Origin of the sequence: Duganella sp. CF517 (assembly GCF_900110275.1) — a bacterium.
Taxonomy (GTDB): domain Bacteria; phylum Pseudomonadota; class Gammaproteobacteria; order Burkholderiales; family Burkholderiaceae_D; genus Rugamonas.
In genome coordinates this window covers 1,440,945-1,459,547 of sequence record NZ_FODC01000001.1, presented here as the reverse complement: position 1 = coordinate 1,459,547, position 18,603 = coordinate 1,440,945, and the positions used below count along the sequence as shown (strand labels likewise).

17 protein-coding genes are annotated in these 18,603 nt (G+C 64.5%); 15 read left to right on the top strand and 2 right to left on the bottom strand.

Features of this window, described 5'->3' with window-relative positions; all coding sequences use genetic code 11:
- Positions 1-29 precede the first annotated feature (29 nt).
- Positions 30-674 carry a response regulator gene (locus BMX85_RS06395; protein WP_090314830.1) on the bottom strand — a complete coding sequence of 215 codons (645 nt, stop codon included), beginning with the start codon at positions 672-674 and terminating at the stop codon, positions 30-32.
- Positions 675-764: 90 nt separating this feature from the next.
- Positions 765-1,232 (bottom strand): universal stress protein, encoded by a 468-nt coding sequence (locus BMX85_RS06390; RefSeq protein WP_090314828.1) that lies wholly within the window; start codon positions 1,230-1,232, stop codon positions 765-767.
- A gap of 395 nt (positions 1,233-1,627) precedes the next feature.
- On the opposite strand from BMX85_RS06390, the gene BMX85_RS06385 reads away from it, so the two are divergent.
- The 15 genes from BMX85_RS06385 (at position 1,628) to folC (ending at position 18,597) form a co-directional block, all read left to right on the top strand.
- A complete protein-coding gene (locus BMX85_RS06385) occupies positions 1,628-2,464 on the top strand; it encodes a protein phosphatase CheZ (RefSeq protein ID WP_090314826.1) in 837 nt (278 codons plus the stop codon).
- Complete coding sequence (locus BMX85_RS06380; RefSeq protein ID WP_090314825.1) at positions 2,464-4,368, top strand: chemotaxis protein CheA; 1,905 nt, start codon at positions 2,464-2,466, stop codon at positions 4,366-4,368. The genes BMX85_RS06385 and BMX85_RS06380 overlap by 1 nt, the downstream gene beginning before the upstream one ends.
- Positions 4,369-4,592: 224 nt before the next feature.
- The gene (gene leuC / locus BMX85_RS06375) at positions 4,593-5,996 is read left to right on the top strand and encodes a 3-isopropylmalate dehydratase large subunit (RefSeq protein WP_090314823.1); all 1,404 of its coding nucleotides are present in this window, start codon (positions 4,593-4,595) and stop codon (positions 5,994-5,996) included.
- 31 nt (positions 5,997-6,027) lie between these two features.
- On the top strand, positions 6,028-6,153 hold the full coding sequence (locus BMX85_RS06370) for an entericidin A/B family lipoprotein (protein ID WP_008450980.1): 126 nt from the start codon (positions 6,028-6,030) through the stop codon (positions 6,151-6,153).
- Between the two features lie 52 nt (positions 6,154-6,205).
- Entirely contained in the window at positions 6,206-6,853 is a 648-nt protein-coding gene (gene leuD / locus BMX85_RS06365) for a 3-isopropylmalate dehydratase small subunit (protein WP_090314822.1), read from the top strand.
- 14 nt (positions 6,854-6,867) lie between these two features.
- Complete coding sequence (gene leuB / locus BMX85_RS06360; RefSeq protein ID WP_090314821.1) at positions 6,868-7,938, top strand: 3-isopropylmalate dehydrogenase; 1,071 nt, start codon at positions 6,868-6,870, stop codon at positions 7,936-7,938.
- Between the two features lie 19 nt (positions 7,939-7,957).
- The gene (asd, locus tag BMX85_RS06355) at positions 7,958-9,085 is read left to right on the top strand and encodes an aspartate-semialdehyde dehydrogenase (RefSeq protein ID WP_090314820.1); all 1,128 of its coding nucleotides are present in this window, start codon (positions 7,958-7,960) and stop codon (positions 9,083-9,085) included.
- Positions 9,086-9,299: 214 nt separating this feature from the next.
- Positions 9,300-12,140 (top strand): motility hub landmark protein FimV, encoded by a 2,841-nt coding sequence (locus BMX85_RS06350; protein WP_090314818.1) that lies wholly within the window; start codon positions 9,300-9,302, stop codon positions 12,138-12,140.
- 79 nt (positions 12,141-12,219) lie between these two features.
- On the top strand, positions 12,220-13,023 hold the full coding sequence (gene truA, locus BMX85_RS06345) for a tRNA pseudouridine(38-40) synthase TruA (RefSeq protein WP_090314816.1): 804 nt from the start codon (positions 12,220-12,222) through the stop codon (positions 13,021-13,023).
- Between the two features lie 14 nt (positions 13,024-13,037).
- Positions 13,038-13,730, top strand: a complete 693-nt coding sequence (locus tag BMX85_RS06340) for a phosphoribosylanthranilate isomerase (protein ID WP_090314814.1) — start codon at positions 13,038-13,040, stop codon at positions 13,728-13,730.
- A complete protein-coding gene (trpB, locus tag BMX85_RS06335; protein WP_090314812.1) occupies positions 13,714-14,961 on the top strand; it encodes a tryptophan synthase subunit beta in 1,248 nt (415 codons plus the stop codon). Before BMX85_RS06340 ends, trpB begins: the two co-directional genes overlap by 17 nt.
- 31 nt (positions 14,962-14,992) lie before the next feature.
- Positions 14,993-15,790 (top strand): tryptophan synthase subunit alpha, encoded by a 798-nt coding sequence (gene trpA, locus BMX85_RS06330; RefSeq protein ID WP_090314811.1) that lies wholly within the window; start codon positions 14,993-14,995, stop codon positions 15,788-15,790.
- Between the two features lie 101 nt (positions 15,791-15,891).
- The gene (locus tag BMX85_RS31555; RefSeq protein ID WP_090314810.1) at positions 15,892-16,137 is read left to right on the top strand and encodes a BrnT family toxin; all 246 of its coding nucleotides are present in this window, start codon (positions 15,892-15,894) and stop codon (positions 16,135-16,137) included.
- 184 nt (positions 16,138-16,321) lie between these two features.
- A complete protein-coding gene (accD, locus tag BMX85_RS06320; protein ID WP_090314808.1) occupies positions 16,322-17,194 on the top strand; it encodes an acetyl-CoA carboxylase, carboxyltransferase subunit beta in 873 nt (290 codons plus the stop codon).
- 101 nt (positions 17,195-17,295) lie between these two features.
- Positions 17,296-18,597: a bifunctional tetrahydrofolate synthase/dihydrofolate synthase gene (folC, locus tag BMX85_RS06315; protein WP_090314806.1), complete on the top strand. Its 1,302-nt coding sequence runs from the start codon at positions 17,296-17,298 to the stop codon at positions 18,595-18,597.
- Positions 18,598-18,603: the final 6 nt, after the last annotated feature.

The following is an 18,603-nucleotide window of genomic DNA, read 5'->3' as shown; positions in this document are numbered from 1 at the left end:
TAGGAGTACTCCTACTGACCCGGCTGCTTTTACGTTTTAAAAGGGGACAACAGGCGATGCGCCACGGCATATTGGACCATCTCCGAGAGCGAGTTCATGCCCATTTTCTGCATGATGCGGGTTTTATGCGTGCTGACGGTTTTCACGCTCAGGTGCAGGCTGTTGGCGATTTCGGTGATCGATTTTCCGGCCACCAACAACGAAAACACCTCGAATTCGCGGTCCGACAACTGTTTATGCAACAGGCTCTCGTTGGGCATCATGATGTTGAGCGCCAATTGCTCGGCCACTTCGGTGCTGATGTAGGGCCGCCCGGAGGCGACCTTGCGGATCGCGCCGACCAGCTGGGTGCCGGCACTCTCCTTGGTCAGGTAGCCCTGGGCGCCGGCGCGGATGGCGCGCACGGCGTACTGTTCCTCCTCGTGCATGGTGAGGATCAGGATGGCCAGCTTGGGCGCCTCGGCCTTGATCTGGCGGATCAGGTCGACGCCGCTGCGCCCGGGCATCGACAGGTCCAGCAGCAGCAGGTCGAAGCCGCCCTGGCGCACGTGGCCCAGCACTTCGAAGCCGTCGATCGCCTCGCCCACGATATCGATGTCCGGCGCGCCGTCGAGGATGCGCTTGAGACCCTCGCGCATGATGGTGTGGTCGTCGGCAATGACTATTCGAATCATAAAGGGGTTATCTCAAGTGGCCTGAAGCAAGTATTGTTGCGTTTGAATTAATTTTTAATCTTACTATACAAACCGTTGCAGGATCGCATTTTATTTGTGGTCCGGCCCGTTGATCAAGCGGTGGACCAGCACCGGAATGCGCGAATGCGACAAGACCTTGTTGGTCACGCTGCCCAGCAACAACTGGCCCCAGCCGCTGCGCCCGTGCGAACCCATGAAGATCAGGTCGCAGGCGTTGTGCTGCGCGACCTCGACGATCTTGAGCGCGGCGCTCTCCGAAAACGTGGTCAGCGCCTCGCAGCGCACGTTGCGGCGGGCGCAGGAGTCGACCACGTCCTTGGTATGCTCCTTGCCGGCGCGCAGCATCGCGGCGCGGTACTCGTCCTCGCTCGGATAACTGGGCGGGATGATTTCCACGTAAATCGGATACTGGTACTCGGGCGCGACGAACAGCGCCAACACCTCGGCGCCGAGCTGTTCGGCCAGCGCCACGCCGGCGCAGGCGGTTTTGCTCGACACGGCCGAGCCGTCGGTGGTGATCAGGATTTTACGGTACATGGCGAGCCTCCTTGTGCGACGCGGCCTACTTCCCATTGTAGACGCGATTGGTAGTATTGTTAGTAAGGAAAGACTTGATGTTGATCAAATAAAAGCGCGAATCTCAGCCGGTTCGGACCCTCGCCGGCCGCTTTAACAATTGTTCACAGTTGCTCGACGGATTTTTTCGTCAGCTTTGTCTCTTTAATGCTGCCTTTGGCAATCTATCCGATGATAGTATCTCCAAATACAACGAAACAAGGCTTTCAGACGGAGAACAGGGCAGAGGACCGACGCCGGGATTGAATATTTCCATGTTGCCCTGCTACACTCGCATAAGTGCTTTTTATTGCCGAGCGTCATCAATACGCAGGGTTGAGGGCAGCAATTTTACAAATTATGGAGAAGCAGGGATTATGACCAACGCCGCTGATGATTTCGACGCATTATTTGAAGAAGTGTCCGCTCAGAGCAAGACCGCAGCGCCCGCTCCAGCGCCTGCCCCCGCACCCGCCGCCGAAGACGACCTCGAAAGCCTGTTCGACGAGGTGTCGTCGTCGGCGGCCGCCGCGCCGGCCCCGGTCCCGGCCCCGGCCCCGGCTCCCGCCGCCGCGCCCGCCGCGGCGGCCGGCGGCGGCGAGGCCGAGGAGGGCGGCGACAAGCCGATGTTCGAGCGCCTGGGCGGCATCGTGCGCCTGCTGCACGATTCGCTGCGCGAACTGGGCTACGACAAGGCGCTGACCGAGGCCTCGTCGCAGATCAACGATGCCCAGGACCGTCTGGAATACGTCGCCACCCTGACCGAACAAGCGGCCAACAAGGTGCTCAACACGCTCGACGAGGGCATGCCCGAGCAGGACACCTTGTCGAAGAAATCCAAGGAAATGGAAAACCGCTGGGCCGACCTGTTCGCGGGCAAGCTCAGCCTGGACCAGTTCAAGCAGCTCGCCGGCGACTCGCAAGCCTTCGCCGTGGCCGTCTCGGCCGCCACCGAGGCCGAAAAAGCCCGGCTGCTCGAAATCATGATGGCCCAGGACTTCCAGGACATCACCGGTCAACTGATCAAGAAGGTCGTGAACATCACCAAGACGGTGGAGCACGAACTGGCAGAACTGCTGCGCGACAACGCGCCGCCGGCGGTACGCGAGAAAATCGCGCAAAAAGAAGTGTCCCTGATGTCCGGCCCATCGGCTCCGGCCGTGGCGCTGAACCAGGACAATGTCGACGACCTGCTTGCTGATCTGGGATTCTAATGGACGATATGCTGAAGGATTTCGTCGTCGAGGCGATGGATCTGGCGGTCAACGTTGAAGAGCACTTGCTGCGCCTCGAACGCGACCCCGACAACAAAGAGACGCTGAACGCGGTGTTCCGCTCGTTCCACACCATCAAGGGCGGCGCCGGTTTCATGGGCCTGCCGGCGATGGTCGCGGCCTGCCACCTGACCGAAAACCTGTTCGACGCGCTGCGCACCGGCGCCGCGCCGGTGACGCCGATCGCGATCGAGGCGGCGCTGCAGGCGTCCGGCTTCGTGGCCGACCAGCTCGCCGAACTGAACAACGGCGCCGAGCCGCACAGCCTGGCGCCGATGCCGCACGACCTGGAAGTGATCCTGACCGACGCCATCGAAGGCAAGACCGGCGCGCCCGCGCCTGCCGCGGCGCCGGCGCCGGCGCCGGCCCCCGTGGCCGCGCCGGCCGCCGCCGCGCCGGCCGCCGTCGCCGCCGTGTCGATCACCTCCGAGGACGGCCTCGACTGGGAAGGCATGTATGAAACCGTGATGCCGGCCGGCAGCTACACCCGTCCGGCCGTTTCGGCCGCGCCGGTGGCCGCCGCCGCGCCGGCCGCCGCCGCCGCGCCAGCCGCAGCCGCAGCCGCAGCCGCCGCGCCGGCCGCCGTCGGCACCGCCGTGGCCGCCCCGGCCAAGCGCGACGCGCCGGAGAAACGCGAAGAGCGTCCGCATGCGGCCCCGGCCAAAGAAGAGTCGATCCGCGTCGATGCTGTTAAACTGGATGCCTTGCTGGAAGTGGCGGGCGAATCGGTGCAGGCCGCCAACCAGGCCGCCGTGCTGCTCGAGCGCCTGTTGCAATTCAAGTTCGAGGGCCAGGCCCAGACCCTGATGGCCACCTTGGCGGAAACGCTGGAGCGGGCGTCGCGCTATTCGACCGAGCTGCAGCGCGCCACGCTGGCGACGCGCATGCAACCGGTCGGCCGCCTGTTCCAGAAATTCCCGCGCCTGGTGCGCGAGCTGGCCAAGGACCTGGGCAAGGACGTCGAACTGACGATCGAGGGCGCCGAGACCGAAGTGGACCGCGTGGTCGTCGACAGCCTGTACGATCCGCTGGTGCACATGCTGCGCAATTCGCTGGACCATGGCGTCGAGTCGCCGGAAGACCGCCTGGCGGCCGGCAAGCCGGCCAAGTCGTTCATCTCGCTCAAGGCGTGGCAGGAAGCCAACAGCGTCATGATCGTGCTGCAGGACGACGGCAAGGGCATGGATCCGGTGGTGTTGCGCACCAAGGCCCAGCAGAAGGGCTTGATCAGCGAGTCGGCCAATTTGACCAACGACGAGTGCTTCCAGCTGGTGTTCCTGCCGGGCTTCTCGACCAAGGAAGTGGCCTCGAGCGTGTCGGGCCGCGGCGTCGGCATGGACGTGGTCAAGACCGCCGTGGAGAAGAACCGCGGCGCCATCCACATCGAATCGGCGCTGGGCAAGGGCACCAAGTTCGCCATCCGCCTGCCGATCGAGCTGTCGATCGTGCCGACCATGCTGGTGTCGACCTCGGGCGCCGCGCTGGCGCTGCCGATGGCCGTGGTGCAGCGCGTGGTCGAATTGCCGGACGTGTTCATGGAAGTGGGCGGCGCCCCGGTCCTCAAGGACCAGGGCCGGCCGCTGCCGGTGCGCTCGCTGGCCGATGCGCTCGGCTACGAGAGCTGCCGCGAGAAGGTCGGGATTGTTGTCGCCGCGCCACAGCCGTATATCCTGGCGGTGGAAGCGGTCGACGGCACCGCCGACCTGGTCATCAAGCCGATGACCGCGATCACCGTCGAGGGCATCACCGGCACCGCGCGCTCGGCCGAGGGCGAACTGGTGCTAGTGGTGGGCCTATCGTTCCTGATGGACGGATGCAGGGGAAGTGTACGCATGGCGGCCTAGTCGACGGATTAAGCCAAGCACACAAAAGCCTGCGTCCACGCAGGCTTTTTTTTCGTTTGAATGTTATTCGCGGTACCAAATTTTTAAAGGAGTCATAAAACGTGTATCGGTAGGCGCAGCCGCATCGGCTCACGAGGCCGGATGGCGGCGGTCGCTATCGCATTGCACAATATGGCATAATCGAAGTGGATCACTCACACAGGCAGCAGCAGTAAGCACACATCATGATGAAGACGCTTTACGACAAACTCTGGGAATCCCACGTGGTCAAGGCCGAGGAAGACGGCACCACCATCCTCTATATCGACCGCCACCTGGTGCACGAAGTGACCAGTCCGCAGGCCTTCGACGGCCTGCGCGCCGCCAACCGCCAGCCGTGGCGCCTGTCGGCCAACCTGGCCGTGGCCGACCACAACGTGCCGACCACCTCGCGCGCCGACGGCATCGCCGACCCGGTCTCGCGCCTGCAGGTCGAAACCCTGGACAACAATGCCAAGTCCTACGGCATGACCTATTTCAACATGAACGACAAGCGCCAGGGCATCGTCCACGTGATCGGGCCGGAGCAGGGCGCCACCCTGCCGGGCATGACGGTCGTCTGCGGCGACTCGCACACGTCGACCCACGGCGCCTTCGGCGCGCTGGCGCACGGCATCGGCACCTCCGAGGTCGAGCACGTGCTGGCCACGCAAACCCTGCTGCAAAAGAAATCCAAGGCGATGCTGGTGCAGGTCGACGGCCCGCTGCCGGTGGGCGTCACCGCCAAGGACGTGGTGCTGGCCATCATCGGCAAGATCGGCACCGCCGGCGGCACCGGCTACTGTATCGAGTTCGGCGGTTCGACCATCCGCGCGCTGTCGATGGAAGGGCGCATGACCGTCTGTAACATGGCGATCGAGGCCGGCGCGCGCGCCGGCATCATCGGCGTCGACGACACCACGATCAACTACGTCAAGGGCCGGCCGTTCTCGCCCGCCGGCCCGCACTGGGACCGCGCGGTCGACTACTGGCGCACCCTGCACTCGGACGCCGGCGCCCGCTTCGACCTGGTCATCACGCTCGACGCCGCCGAGATCAAGCCGCAGGTGACCTGGGGCACGTCGCCGGAGATGGTGACGTCGATCGACGGCCGCGTGCCGGACCCGGACCAGGAAAAGGACAGCGTCAAGCGCGACGCGATGGAAAAGGCGCTGGTCTACATGAACCTCAAGCCGAACACCGCGATCGAGGACATCCGCATCGACAAGGTCTTCATCGGCTCGTGCACCAACTCGCGCATCGAGGATTTGCGCGCGGCCGCCGCCGTGGTGCGCGGCAAGCAGCGCGCCTCGAACGTCAAGCTGGCGATGGTGGTGCCGGGGTCGGGCCTGGTCAAGGACCAGGCCGAGCGCGAGGGCCTGGACCGCATCTTCAAGGACGCCGGCTTCGAATGGCGCGAGCCGGGCTGCTCGATGTGCCTGGCGATGAACGCCGACCGCCTGGAACCGGGCGAGCGCTGCGCCTCGACCTCCAACCGTAATTTCGAAGGACGCCAAGGTCAGGGCGGACGCACCCATCTGGTGTCGCCCGCGATGGCCGCCGCAGCCGGTATCGCCGGCCACTTCGTCGACGTGCGCGCGCTGCGCTGAATTTTTCGATTGATACCACGAGTACACCAACATGAAAAAACTATTCGCCCTGTCCATCATCGCCTTGATCCTGACCGGCTGCAACACGGTCAACGGCTTCGGCAAGGACGTGAAAAAAGTCGGTGAGTCGCTGGAAGGCGCTTCGACCAAAAAATAACCGCAGTACGGCGGGCCGCGACGGTCCGCCGTCGCACAACCCGAACGAGATCATGGATAAATTTACGATATACGAAGGCCTGGTGGCCCCGCTCGACCGCGCCAACGTCGACACCGACGCCATCATTCCGAAGCAATTCCTGAAGTCCATCCATCGCACCGGCTTCGGCCCCAACCTGTTCGACGAGTGGCGCTACCTCGACCACGGCGAGCCCGGCATGGACAACAGCAAACGCCCGCTCAACCCGGACTTCGTGCTCAACGAGGCGCGCTACCAGGGCGCCTCGATCCTGCTGACCCGTAAAAATTTCGGCTGCGGCTCCTCGCGCGAGCACGCGCCGTGGGCGCTCGACCAGTACGGCTTCCGCGCCATCATCGCGCCGTCGTTCGCCGACATCTTCTTCAACAACTGCTACAAGAGCGGCTTGCTGCCCATCGTGATTCCTGAAGCGCAGATCGATCATCTGTTCAACGAAGTCAAGGCCTTCCCCGGTTACCGTCTGGTGGTCGACCTTGAGCAGCAGCGCATTTCCACCAGCAATGGCAGCGTCTCCTATCCCTTCGAGATCGACGCCTTCCGCAAATACTGCCTGATGAACGGACTCGACGATATCGGCCTGACCCTGCGCCACGCCGACACCATCCGCGAATTCGAAGAGCGCCATCTGGCAAACCAACCCTGGTTGGCTAACGTCATCTAATCTCGAAAACTCACATGAAAATCGCAATCCTCCCGGGCGACGGTATCGGCCCGGAAATCGTCGCCCAAGCCGTCAAGGTCCTCAACGTGCTGGGCGAATCGTTCGAGCTGGAGACCGCCCCCGTCGGCGGCGCCGGCTACGCCGCCCACGGCCATCCGCTGCCGGACGCCACCCTGGCGCTGGCCAAGGCGGCCGACGCGGTGCTGTTCGGCGCCGTCGGCGACTACCAGTACGACACGCTGGAACGCGCGCTGCGCCCCGAGCAGGCCATCCTCGGCCTGCGCAAGAACCTGGGCCTGTTCGGCAACCTGCGTCCGGCGATCCTGTATCCGGAACTGGCCGGCGCCTCGACCCTGAAGCCCGAGGTGGTCTCCGGCCTCGACATCCTGATCGTGCGCGAACTGACCGGCGACATCTACTTCGGCCAGCCGCGCGGCGTGCGCGAGTGCCCGGACGGTCCGTTCAAGGGCCAGCGCGAAGGGTTCGACACGATGCGCTACGCCGAAGGCGAAATCCGCCGCATCGCCCACGTGGCGTTCCAGGCCGCGCAAAAACGCGGCAAGCGCCTGACCAGCGTCGACAAGGCCAACGTGCTCGAGACGTTCCAGTTCTGGAAGGACATCGTCACCGACGTCCACAAGGAATATCCTGACGTCGCGCTCGACCACATGTACGTCGACAACGCCGCCATGCAACTGGTGCGCGCGCCGAAGAAATTCGACGTCATCGTCACCGGCAACATGTTCGGCGACATCCTGAGCGATTGCGCGGCGATGCTGACCGGCTCGATCGGCATGCTGCCGTCGGCCTCGCTCGACGCCAACAACAAGGGTTTGTACGAGCCGTCGCACGGCTCGGCGCCGGACATCGCCGGCCAGGGCATCGCCAACCCGCTGGCGACGATCCTGTCGGCGGCGATGATGCTGCGCTACACCTTCAACAAGAACGAACAGGCCGACCGCATCGAGACCGCCGTCAAGTCCGTGCTGGCGCAGGGCCTGCGCACCGCCGACATCTTCGAACCGGGCACCACCAAGGTGGGCACCGAGGAGATGGGCAACGCGGTCGTCAAGGCTCTGGCTTAAACTATTCAAAGGATAAAAAATGAAACTCGTAGGCTTGGTAGGTTGGCGCGGCATGGTCGGTTCGGTCCTGATGCAGCGCATGCAGGAAGAGGGCGATTTCGCCCACATCGAACCGGTGTTCTTCACGACGTCGAACCCGGGCGGCGACGCCCCGAAGATGGCGAAGAACGAGACCAAACTGAAAAGCGCGACCGACATCGACGAACTGAAAAAGTGCGAGATCATCATCTCGTGCCAGGGCGGCGACTACACCACCGAGGTGTTCCCGACATTGCGCGCGGCCGGCTGGAACGGCTACTGGATCGACGCCGCGTCGACCCTGCGCATGGAGAAGGATGCCGTCATCGTGCTGGACCCGGTCAACCTGCACGTCATCAAGGACGCGCTGGGCAAGGGCGTGAAGAACTACATCGGCGGCAATTGCACCGTGTCGTGCATGCTGATGGGCCTGGGCGGCCTGTTCCAGCACAACCTGGTCGAGTGGATGACCTCGATGACGTATCAGGCGGCCTCGGGCGGCGGCGCGCAGCACATGCGCGAGCTGCTGACCCAGTTCGGCACGATCAATTCGTCGGTCAAGGCGCTGCTGGACAATCCGGCCTCGGCGATCCTGGAGATCGACCGCCAGGTGCTGGCGACGCAACACGGCCTGTCGGCCGAGGAAACCAAGCAGTTCGGCGCGCCGCTGGCCGGCAACCTGATCCCGTGGATCGACAAGGACCTGGGCAACGGCCAGTCGAAGGAAGAGTGGAAGGGCGGCGCCGAGACCAACAAGATCCTCGGCCTGGGCGCGGACTTCGGTTCCAAGGCGATTCCAGTGGACGGCCTGTGCGTGCGCATCGGCGCCATGCGCAGCCACTCGCAGGCGCTGACGATCAAGCTGAAGAAGGATGTGCCGATCGACGAGATCCACGACATCATCGCGTCCAACAACCAGTGGGTCAAAGTGGTGCCGAACACGCGCGAAGCGTCGGTCAAGGACCTGTCGCCGGCCGCCGCCACCGGCAGCCTGACGATCCCGGTCGGCCGCCTGCGCAAGATGAGCATGGGCGACGATTACCTGTCGGCCTTCACCGTCGGCGACCAGCTGCTGTGGGGCGCGGCCGAACCGCTGCGCCGCATGCTGCGCATCGTGCTGGATAAGTAAAAGCCACCACGCAATCGTGGTAGCAGAAGGGGTTTTCTCTATGTGCTTTCATAGGGAAAACCCCTTTTTTGGTTTAAATTAGGCACAGAGCTGACAACTCTTCATGTATCACTTGAGAAAGGGCGTGCAAAGCTTGCATGCTCATGTGCATGATGATATGTTGATATATCCGGGAAAGTAACATTTTCCCTCTGATAACCTACTGCCGCCCACTATGCCCTTCACCAATCGCACCAGCATCGTTTCGTTCGCGTTGAAAACACTCACTAGCGCGGTCGCCGGTGCGGTGTTGTTGTCCGCCGCCGCGAACGCCGCCGGACTCGGCAAGCTGACCGTCCTGTCGTCGCTGGGCCAGCCGTTGCGGGCGGAAATCGAACTGACCGCCGTCACCGCCGAGGAGGCCAGCGGCCTGGTGGCCCAGCTGGCGTCGGCCGATGCCTTCCGCACCGCCAACATCGATTTCAATCCGGCGCTGACGTCGCTGCGCTTCGAAGTGGAGCAGCGCGGCGGCCGCCAGCTGATCCGCGTCTCGTCGACCCAGCCGGTCAATGAACCGTTCGTCGACATGTTGCTGGAACTGAAGTGGAACGGCGGCCGCATGGTGCGCGAATACACCTTCCTGCTCGACCCGCCGGACATGCGCTCGGCCAATTCGCCGCAAGTGGCCGCGCCGGTCGATCTGAGCCGCCAGGCCACCGCCCCGGCCGCGGGCGCGCCGAACGCGCCGCTGGCCAGCGCGCCGGCCGTGCCCGCCGCAAGCGCCGCGGGCGCCGGCGCCAATCCGGCACCGGCGGCGCCCCGGCCGCAGCCGGCCAAAAGTTCGACCGAGCAGTACACCGTGAAAAAAGGCGACAACCTGAGCCGCATCGCCAGCCAGGTCAAGCCGGGCGACATCTCGCTCGACATGATGCTGGTGGCGCTGTACCGCGCCAACCCGGAAGCGTTTTCCGGCAATAACATGAACCGCCTGAAGTCGGGCCAGATCCTCAAGGTGCCGGATGCCGGCGCGGTGCGCTCCATCGTGCCCGAGGGCGAGGCGCGCGGCGTGGTGGTCGCGCACGCGGTCGATTTCAACGCCTACCGCGCCAAGCTGGCCGGCCAGGTGGCCAGCAGCACGCCGGCCAAGGAAGCGGAGACCACGCAAAACGTCAAGGGCAAGATCACCGCCAAGGTCGAGGAAAAGCCGAACGCCGTCAACGAGGCCAAGGACAAGCTGACCTTGTCCAAATCGACCGCCAGCGCGCCGGTGGCGGGCAAGACCGGCGTGGCCGCCGAAGACAACATCGCCAAGCAAAAGCAGGTGGACGAAGCGGCCGCCCGCGTCAAGGAACTGGAAAAGAACGTCAACGACCTTGAAAAGCTGATGGCGGTCAAGAACAAGACGATCGCCGAAAAGCCGCCTGTCGCCGCCGCCCCTGCGGCCCCGGTCGCGCCGCCGGCCGCCGCCCCGGCGGCCACCCCGGCCGAGGCGCCGAAACCGAAACGCACCCTGGCCGTGCCGCCCCGCAAGCCGGTCGAGCCGAGCTGGTATGAAGTGATGATGGACAACATCCAGCTGGTCGGATTGGCCGTAGCCGCCTTGCTGGCGCTGGTCTACGGCATCATCCTCGCGCGCCGCCGCAAGGGTAAGAAATTCGTCGTGGTGCCGGGCGAGATCGTCATGCCGCCCGACCCGACCACGCCGATACAGCCGTTCATCACCGAGGCCGGCGCGCAGAACGTCGACACCAGCAACAGCGTGTTCAACTCCAACTTCGCGCCGTCGGCCAGCCAGCTCGACACCAACGAGGTCGATCCGGTGGCCGAGGCCGACGTCTACATCGCCTACGGCCGCGACGCGCAGGCCGAGGACATCCTCAAGGAAGCGCTGCGCACGCATCCCGAGCGCCACCCCGTGCGCCTGAAACTGCTGGAAATCTACGCTACCCGCAAGGATGCGCGCGCCTTCGAAAGCCAGGCGTCCGAGCTGTATTCGCTGACGCGCGGCCAGGGCGACGAGTGGGCGCAAGCGTCCGCGCTGGGGCAGTCCATCGATCCGACCAATCCGCTGTACTCGGCCGCGCCCGACGGCGTTGGCGGCGCGGCCATGTCGGCCGCCGCCGTGCCGGTCGCGGCGGGCGCCGCTGCCGCCGCTGCCGCCGCCTCGGCCTACTCGGCGAACGATTTTGGCACCGGCGACGATTTCGGCGCCGAACCGCCGGCCGCCGCCCCGAGCGGCCTGGACCTGGATCTGGGCCTGGATGCGGCGTCCGCCAAGGCCGACAACGCGATGGACTTCGGCCGCGACCTGGACGACATGGAAACGGCGTTGCCGCAACCTGCCGACGCCTCGGTGTCGCCGGCGTCGGTGGCCGCGCAATCGGACAACCTGATGGACTTCGACCTGGGCGACATGAGCTTCGAGCCGGTCGCCAGCGCCAAGTCGCCGATCGAAATGCCGTCCCCGGTCCGTGACGAGGCGGTCGACGACCCGTTCGATCTGGCCTTCGATGCGCCGGCCGCCCCCGCGGCCGCGCCGGTGGCGGCGGACGACCCGAGCATGGACTTCAGCCTGGACCTGCCGGAAGACAAAGCCGAGCCGGCCACGCCGGCGGAGCGCCTGCCTTCGGCCAGCACCGATCCGCTGGACATGGACATCATGGGCTTCGACATTCCGGAAGTGCCGGCCCTGACCGAGCCACCGAAGGCCGATCCGAAGGCCATCGACTTCGACGAGCCGCTGGAGTTGCCGGAGGACGCCGAATCGATCACCGCCGCGCCGGCGCCGGCATCCGCGCCCGAGTTCGACCTGTCGGACATCAACCTCGATCTGGACAATGAGTTCACCGGCGCCGCCGCCGGGGCGGACGCCGCGCCGGCCGAACCGGCCGCCGCCGGCCGCGACGACACCCTGTCGGCGCACCACATGGAGATGGACACCAAGCTCGACCTGGCCATCGCCTACCAGGAAATCGGCGACAAGGAAGGCGCGCGCGAACTGCTGGACGAAGTGCTGCGCGGCGGCAGCGACGACCAGATCGCCAAAGCCAACGAGATGAAAGCGCAGCTGGGGTAGGCGCTTGCCGGTGGTCCGCGAGGTTGCTCCCGTGGTTGTCCGATATAATGCCAGCCTCAAACATCACCTCGGGCAGCAATTGAAACGGATAGCAATCGGCGTCCAGTACGACGGCACCGCCTGGCACGGCTACCAGAAACAGGAAGACGGCCACACGGTCCAGGACAAGCTGGAACAGGCGCTGGAAAAATTCGCCACGCTGCGCCTGGCCACCACCTGCGCCGGCCGCACCGACACCGGCGTGCACGCGCTCGAACAAGTGGTCCACTTCGACACCGACCTGACCCGCGACGCCCATTCCTGGGTGCGCGGCGTCAACGCCTTCCTGCCGCCGTCGATCGCCGTGCGCTGGGCCAAGGAGCTGCCGGGCGACCCGAGCGTCGACGACTTCTTCCACGCCCGCTTCAGCGCGCGCGCCCGCACCTACCATTACGTGCTGTACAACAACCCGACCCGCTCGCCGCTGCTGGAAGGGCGCGCCGGCTTCTGCTTCCGCCCGCTCGACGTCGCGCTGATGCAACAAGCGGTCGCGCCATTGCTCGGCTGGCACGATTTCACCGCCTTCCGCGCCGCCCAGTGCCAGGCCAAGTCGCCCGTCAAGCTGATGCACGACATCCGGATCAAGCGCGTCGGCGAACTGGTGGTGTTCACCATCACCGCCAACGCCTTCCTGCACCATATGGTGCGCAACCTGGTCGGCTCGCTGGTCTACATCGGCACCGGGCGCGAAAAGCCGGAATGGCTGGGCCAGCTGCTGGAAACCAAGGACCGCCACGCCGCCGCGCCCACCTTCATGCCGGACGGCCTGTACCTGGCCAAGATCGACTACGACCCCAAATGGGAATTGCCGCTGGAGACCGCCAGCGCCTTACCCTGGTTCTAAAAAGGAAACATTGCATGCCACGCACCCGTATCAAAATCTGCGGCCTGACCCGCGTGGAGGACGTGCAGGCCGTGGCGGCCGCCGGCGCCGATGCGATCGGCTTCGTGTTCTATCCGAAAAGTCCGCGCTACGTCACCCCGGAGCAGGCCGCCGCGCTGATCGCCGCCGTGCCGCCGTTCATCACCTGCACCGGGCTGTTCGTCAACGCCACGCCGGAACAGGTGGCCGCTGTCGTCAAAGTGGCGCCGGTGTCGCTGATCCAGTTGCACGGCGACGAGACGGTGGCGCAGTCGGCCGCCATCGCCGCCGCCTGCGAGCGACAGTTCATGCGCGTGTTTCGCGTCAAACCCGACACCTTGCCGTCCGATTTGCTAGAATACGAACAACTATGCCGCGCCGCCAGTCCCCTGTTCACCAGTTTGTTGCTGGATACATATGTGGATGCCTACGGTGGCGCAGGAAAGGGTTTTGATTGGTCTCTCATTCCAAAAGATCTCGCGCCTCGGGTCGTTTTAAGTGGTGGCTTGAGCGTACACAACGCGACTGACGCGGTGGTTGGTGTACGCCCCTACGCCGTCGACATCAGCAGTGGTGTCGAAGCGTCCAAGGGGATCAAGGACGCCCGCAAGATCGCCGCCTTCGTCGCGGCGGTGCGGGCCGGAGATGACATGATTGAAAGCGAAACCCACCATGAAAGCATTACCTGAGATCGGCGCCGCCGCGCCCCTGTTCCACGCCCAGGACTACGATTTCCCCAACGCCAGCGGCCACTTCGGTCCGTACGGCGGCTCCTTCGTCGCCGAAACGCTGACCTACGCGCTGGCCGAGCTGAACGAGGCTTACGAGCGCTACAGCAAGGACCCCGAGTTCCTCGAGGAATTCCGCTACGAGCTGAAGCACTTCGTCGGCCGTCCGTCGCCGATCTACCACGCCAAGCGCTGGTCCGAGATGGCCGGCGGCGCGCAGATCTATTTCAAGCGCGAAGACCTGAACCACACCGGCGCCCACAAGATCAACAACGTCATCGGCCAGGCCCTGCTGGCCAAGCGCATGGGCAAACCGCGCGTCATCGCCGAGACCGGCGCCGGCCAGCACGGCGTCGCCACCGCCACCATCTGCGCCCGCTTCGGCCTCGAATGCGTGGTGTACATGGGCAGCGAGGACGTCAAGCGCCAGGCGCAGAACGTCTACCGCATGAAGCTGCTCGGCGCGACGGTCGTGCCGGTCGAGTCCGGTTCGAAGACGCTCAAGGACGCGCTCAACGAGGCGATGCGCGACTGGGTCACCAACATCGAAAACACCTTCTACATCATCGGCACCGTGGCCGGCCCGCATCCTTATCCGATGCTGGTGCGCGACTTCCAGTCGGTGATCGGCGAGGAATGCCTGGTGCAGATGCCGGAAATGACCGGCCGCCAGCCGGACTACGTGATGGCCTGCATCGGCGGCGGTTCCAACGCGATGGGGATCTTCTACCCGTACATCGACCAGAAACAGGTGCGCCTGATCGGCGTCGAGGCGGCCGGCGAGGGACTCGACGGCGTCAAGCACGCGGCCTCGCTGACCAAGGGTTATCCGGGCGTGTTGCACGGCAACCGCACCTACCTGCTGCAGGACGAGAACGGCCAGATCATCGAGACGCATTCGGTCTCGGCGGGCCTGGACTACCCCGGCGTGGGACCGGAACACGCGTACCTGAAGGATATCGGCCGCGCCGAGTACGTTTCGATCACCGACGACGAGGCGCTCAAGGCCTTCCACGATTGTTGTCATATCGAAGGCATCATCCCGGCGCTGGAATCGTCGCACGCGCTGGCGTACGCGGTGAAGCTGGCGGCCACCTTGCCGAAGGATCAGATCATTCTGGCCAACCTGTCGGGCCGTGGCGACAAGGACATGCACACCGTGGCGGAGCGGATGGGTTTGAACTTCAACTAATCCATCCAATAACTCCACCAAGGAAAAAACCATGTCCAGAATCGCACCAACCTTCGCCGCCCTGAAGGCGGCCAACAAGACCGCGCTCGTCACCTTCATCACCGCCGGCGATCCCGGTCCCGCGCACACCGTTCCGCTGATGCACGCGCTGGTCGCGGGCGGCGCCGACATCCTCGAACTCGGCGTGCCGTTCTCCGATCCGATGGCCGAGGGCCCGGTCATCCAGCGCGCCTGCGAGCGGGCGCTGGCGTTCGGCGTCGGCATCCGCGACGTGTTCGAATACGTCGCCGAGTTCCGCAAGACCGACCAGACCACGCCGGTGGTGCTGATGGGCTACGCCAACCCGATCGAGCGCATCGGCGCCGCCGCCTTCATCGCCCGATCGAAGGAAGTGGGGGCCGACGGCGCCATCGTGGTCGACTACCCGCCGGAGGAGTGCGAAGAGTTCGCCGCCGCCATGCGCGCGGCCGAGCTCGATCTGATCTTCCTGCTGGCGCCGACCTCGACCGAGGAACGCATCCAGCAGGTGGCCAAGGTCGGTGGCGGCTTCAGCTATTACGTCTCGCTCAAGGGCGTCACCGGCGCCGGCAATATCGACACGGTGCAGGTGGCCGAGCGCCTGACCGAGATCCGCAAGCACGTGAGCTTGCCGATCGGCGTTGGCTTCGGCATCCGCGACGGCGCCACCGCGCGCGCCGTGGCCGAGGTGGCCGACGCGGTCGTCATCGGCAGCCGCATCGTGCAGGAGATCGAAAAGCACGGTGCCGAAGGTTCGGTCGCGGCGGTGCAAGCCTTCGTCAGCGACATCCGCAGCGCCCTCGACGCCTGACCGGGCGGCCGTAACACCCTCCGGCCGCTTGGCCACCCTCAAATCACGACCGCTCACCTTGATACATAGTTAAGTACTGGCTATGTTGAAGGGGAGCGGTCGTGCGTTTTGAATGGGATGCCCGTAAGGCCAAGGCCAATCTCCGCAAGCACGGCGTGAGCTTTGACGAAGCGTGCACTGTGTTCGATGATCCGAACTCAAGTTTGAGCTTTGCTTCGAGCATGCCGACTCCGAGGACAGATTTTTGCTGCACGGATACAGCGATAAGGCCAGGCTGCTGCGCGTGTCCCGTCGCTATCGACAAAGCAACGTTGTTCGCATCATTTCCGCTCGCTGGAGGAGCGTGAACGGCTAAAGGACGTAGTAATAGAGGTGCCTGACGATGACTAAGCGACCTGCTTGCTAGTAGGGGATTCCCTCTAAATCCCGCCGAATTCCATGACGAAAGCTAAAAATTATTGTATTGCAATGTTCGACAGGCGTACAAGAAACGGCTACACTTCGGCCACGAGTTAGCTGCAAGGAGAATTTATGAGTTGGTTGGAAAAACTGCTGCCCCCAAGAATCCAGCGTTCCGACGTTGCCGCCCGCAAGACGATGCCGGAGGGCCTGTGGGTCAAATGCCCATCGTGCGAAGCCGTCCTGTACCGCACCGATCTGGAATCGAACCTGCATGTTTGCCCCAAGTGCGACCACCACATGCGCATCCGCGCCCGTGAACGCCTCGACAGCCTGTTCGACGCCGGCGGACGTTATGAAATCGGCATGGATACCTTGCCGGTCGATACGCTGAAGTTCAAAGACAGCAAGAAATACCCGGACCGCCTCAAGCAAGCGATGGAGGCGACCGGCGAGACCGACGCCATGATCGTCATGGGCGGCGCCATCATGAGCATGCCCGTCGTCGTGGCCTGCTTCGAATTCGAATTCATGGGCGGCTCGATGGGCTCCGTGGTCGGCGAGCGCTTCGTGCGCGGCGCGCAAGTGGCGCTGGAACAGAAAGTGCCGTTCATCTGCATCACCGCCACCGGCGGCGCCCGCATGCAAGAGGGCCTGCTGTCGCTGATGCAGATGGCGAAAACCACCGCCATGCTGACCAAACTGTCCGAGAAGAAGCTGCCGTTCATCAGCGTGCTGACCGATCCGACCATGGGCGGCGTGTCCGCCTCGTTCGCCTTCATGGGCGACGTCGTCATCGCCGAGCCGAAGGCGCTGATCGGCTTCGCCGGCCCGCGCGTGATCGAAAACACCGTGCGCGAGAAGTTGCCGGAAGGTTTCCAGCGCTCCGAGTTCCTGGTCACCAAGGGCGCCGTCGACATGATCGTCGACCGCCGCAAGATGCGCGAAGAAATCGCCCGTCTAATGGCCTTGCTGCAGAACCAGCCGGCCGAGGTTATCGCGTAACCTTATCGCATAGTCAATATTGCATTTTCAATGCCCGGCACGACGGCGCGCAATCGGATATCATCCGGCCTGCGCGCCGTTGCCATTTTCAGAGTCACATCATGTCGAACCTCCCAACCACTTTGCCCGCCTGGCTTGCGCTGCTTGAATCGCGCCACGCCGAAACCGTCATCAACATGGGCCTGGACCGCGTCCTCGCCGTCAAGGAACGCTTGCAGCTGAGCTTTAGCTGCCCGGTCATCATGGTGGCCGGCACCAACGGCAAAGGTTCCACCTGCGCCATGCTCGAATCGGTGCTGCTGCGCGCCGGCTACAAGGTCGGCCTGTACATCAAGCCGCACTTCCTCGACTTCAACGAGCGCGCGCGTATCAACGGCGACCTGGCCAGCGACGAGGTATTGGTCGACGCCTTCAACGCCGTCGAGGCGGCGCGCGGCGACACCCCGCTGACGTATTTCGAATTCACCACCCTGGCCATCATGAAGCTGCTGGCGGGCGCCGGCATGGATGTCGTCATCCTGGAAGTCGGCCTCGGCGGGCGCCTGGACGCCGTCAACATCGTCGACGCCGACGTCGCCATCGTGACCAGCGTCGACATCGACCACACCGACTACCTGGGCGACACGCGCGAAAAGATCGGCTTCGAGAAGGCCGGCATCTTCCGCGCGGGCAAGACGGCAATCTGCTCCGACCCGGTGCCGCCGCAGTCGCTGATCGACCACGCCGAGGCCATCGGCGCCGACCTGTGGCTGATGGGCCGCGATTTCAACTATTCCGGCGACAAGCAGCAGTGGAACTACGGCGGCCGCTCGCAGCGCCGCAATTCGCTGGCCTACCCGAGCCTGCGCGGCGCCAACCAGATCCTCAACGCCACGGCCGTGCTGGCCGCGCTGGAGGCGCTCAAGCTGGAATTGCCGGTCGGCGCGCAGGAAGTGCGCACCGGCCTGGTCACGGTGGAGCTGCCGGGCCGCTTCCAGGTGCTGCCGGGCCGCCCGACGGTGATCCTCGACGTCGCCCACAACCCGCACGCGGCGTCGGCGCTGAACCAGAACCTGGGCAATATGGGCTTCCACCCGTACACCTACGCCGTGTTCGGCTCCATGCACGACAAGGATATCGACGGCGTCATCGCCGCCATGTCCGAGCATGTCGACCACTGGTGCCTGACGAACCTGCCGTCGCCGCGCGCCGCCAGCGCGTCCGAACTGGCCGCCAAGGTGCAAATCGTGCACGCCAGGGATGTGGCAAATTCGTCCGAACGCACCATCAATATCTTCGACGATCCGGCCGCCGCCTTTGCAAATGCGATGAGCCGGGCCGGGGAGAATGATAGAATTGTGGTCTTTGGATCTTTCCTCACGGTCGCGGGTGTCATGGCGGCGAGAAAATCCTCACTCCATTGAACGCAC

What these genes read in the sequence shown, in the direction of transcription:
- BMX85_RS06395 (WP_090314830.1), bottom strand. Translation starts at nt 674, where the DNA reads ATGATTCGAATAGTCATTGCCGACGACCACACCATCATGCGCGAGGGT.
- BMX85_RS06390 (WP_090314828.1), bottom strand. Translation starts at nt 1,232, where the DNA reads ATGTACCGTAAAATCCTGATCACCACCGACGGCTCGGCCGTGTCGAGC.
- BMX85_RS06385 (WP_090314826.1), top strand. Translation starts at nt 1,628, where the DNA reads ATGACCAACGCCGCTGATGATTTCGACGCATTATTTGAAGAAGTGTCC.
- BMX85_RS06380 (WP_090314825.1), top strand. Translation starts at nt 2,464, where the DNA reads ATGGACGATATGCTGAAGGATTTCGTCGTCGAGGCGATGGATCTGGCG.
- leuC (WP_090314823.1), top strand. Translation starts at nt 4,593, where the DNA reads ATGATGAAGACGCTTTACGACAAACTCTGGGAATCCCACGTGGTCAAG.
- BMX85_RS06370 (WP_008450980.1), top strand. Translation starts at nt 6,028, where the DNA reads ATGAAAAAACTATTCGCCCTGTCCATCATCGCCTTGATCCTGACCGGC.
- leuD (WP_090314822.1), top strand. Translation starts at nt 6,206, where the DNA reads ATGGATAAATTTACGATATACGAAGGCCTGGTGGCCCCGCTCGACCGC.
- leuB (WP_090314821.1), top strand. Translation starts at nt 6,868, where the DNA reads ATGAAAATCGCAATCCTCCCGGGCGACGGTATCGGCCCGGAAATCGTC.
- asd (WP_090314820.1), top strand. Translation starts at nt 7,958, where the DNA reads ATGAAACTCGTAGGCTTGGTAGGTTGGCGCGGCATGGTCGGTTCGGTC.
- BMX85_RS06350 (WP_090314818.1), top strand. Translation starts at nt 9,300, where the DNA reads ATGCCCTTCACCAATCGCACCAGCATCGTTTCGTTCGCGTTGAAAACA.
- BMX85_RS06340 (WP_090314814.1), top strand. Translation starts at nt 13,038, where the DNA reads ATGCCACGCACCCGTATCAAAATCTGCGGCCTGACCCGCGTGGAGGAC.
- trpB (WP_090314812.1), top strand. Translation starts at nt 13,714, where the DNA reads ATGAAAGCATTACCTGAGATCGGCGCCGCCGCGCCCCTGTTCCACGCC.
- trpA (WP_090314811.1), top strand. Translation starts at nt 14,993, where the DNA reads ATGTCCAGAATCGCACCAACCTTCGCCGCCCTGAAGGCGGCCAACAAG.
- accD (WP_090314808.1), top strand. Translation starts at nt 16,322, where the DNA reads ATGAGTTGGTTGGAAAAACTGCTGCCCCCAAGAATCCAGCGTTCCGAC.
- folC (WP_090314806.1), top strand. Translation starts at nt 17,296, where the DNA reads ATGTCGAACCTCCCAACCACTTTGCCCGCCTGGCTTGCGCTGCTTGAA.